The 1,369-nt window shown below is 75.9% G+C and carries 1 protein-coding gene and 1 pseudogene; one reads left to right on the top strand and one right to left on the bottom strand.

Annotation, left to right across the window (positions count from 1 at the left end; all coding sequences use genetic code 11):
• Positions 1–244: pseudogene (locus AOK09_RS36845) on the bottom strand (NAD(P)/FAD-dependent oxidoreductase); the annotation flags it as partial.
• Between the two features lie 680 nt (positions 245–924).
• Here AOK09_RS36845 and AOK09_RS36840 point away from each other — a divergent pair.
• Positions 925–1,369, top strand: a 445-nt coding sequence (locus AOK09_RS36840) for a helix-turn-helix domain-containing protein (protein WP_157876209.1), incomplete at its 3' end; no start/stop codon positions are given.

Below are 1,369 nucleotides of genomic sequence, written 5' to 3'. Positions count from 1 at the left end.
GGGTGGCGGGGGTGGCGGCGCGGGCCAGGTGGGACCTGTGGTCCAGCGCGGTGATCTCGCCGGTGACCACGGTGCAGCCGCGGAGCACCCGGCGCAGCGGGACGATCACGTGGCGCGGGTCGATGGACCCGGCGGCGGCCTCGGGGAGGAAGGGCTGGTAGGTCATGTAGGGCTGGGGCTCGACCACGGTGATCTCGGCTTCGCCCCGGTTGAGCCGGCGCTGGATGCGCAGCGCCGCGTACATGCCGACGTATCCGCCGCCGACGACAAGGATGCGGGCGGGCCGGCGGCTCTCCGGCCGGGGGTCGTGGGAGCCCTGGGGGAATGTGACCTGGTTCACGTGTCCATGACGCACCGTGCGGGGGGTTCTTGTCCACAGTGCGTACGGGATCTGTGGGGCGGATGATGTCGGCGGGGCGGGTGGGTGCCGGCCGCCGTGTCCGGTGGGCGTGGCGGGGGTCCGGGTTTCCTCGCAGGTCCGGTGGGCCGTGGCCGCCGCCGTACCGGCGCTGCGGGTGCGGAACGGCCGAATCCTCACCCCGTCCTCTGTCGGAGCTGAATGCGCATCAACTATCGTCAGCCAATCGGCGTGCGGGCACCGCTGTCGGCAGGGACGGTCGCCGTCCGTGCAGGCCTGGTGACGGTGCCGGTGGGGGAAGTGGCAGTGCGGCCGGCCGGGTCGGCGGGGAGGACGCCGAGCGTGCCGGTGGAAGTTGGACTCCTGTCGTGCCGGGGGGCGCGCGGGATGCACGGTGGGCAGGCCGGTACGGCCGGCCCACGGGGGAGGGCTGAGCCATGGATCAGCAGAAGCAGCCACGGGTACGCCTGTCCGCCGCGCTGGGGGCGCCGGGGGGCGTGCCCGCCGGTGTCCAGGGCGGCGCACGGGCGGCCGTCTCGATCGCCGCGTCACCGATGGCCCTGGGTATGGCCGAGCCGGGGGTGGTGCCGGGGCAGCGCTCGCTGGAGCCGCGTCCGGACCCGGGTGCGGCCGGCCCGGGAGGGCGACGGCCCGGCGGGCGGTTGCGGGTGGACGCCCGGCGCAATCTGGAGAGCGTGCTGCGTGCGGCGCGCGAGGTGTTCGGCGAACTCGGCTACGGGGCGCCGATGGAGGAGGTGGCCCGGCGGGCCGGGGTCGGGGTGGGCACGGTGTACCGGCGCTTCCCGAGCAAGGAGGTGCTGGTCCGGCGGATCGCCTCGGAGGAGGTGGCCTGGCTGACCGCCCAGGCCCGGGAGGCGCTGCACGGCGATCCCGACCCGTGGGGTGCGCTGGCCGGGTATCTGGCCAGGGCCGTGGCCACGGGTGCCGGCCGGCTGCTGCCGCCGGAGGCGGTGCGCCTCGCGGAGCGGCTCGCCCGCGGCGAGGTGCGGT

Source organism: Peterkaempfera griseoplana (assembly GCF_001418575.1).
Lineage (GTDB): Bacteria > Actinomycetota > Actinomycetes > Streptomycetales > Streptomycetaceae > Peterkaempfera > Peterkaempfera griseoplana.
Note: the sequence above shows the minus strand (reverse complement) of the source record. Positions and strands in the feature narration are given on the sequence as shown.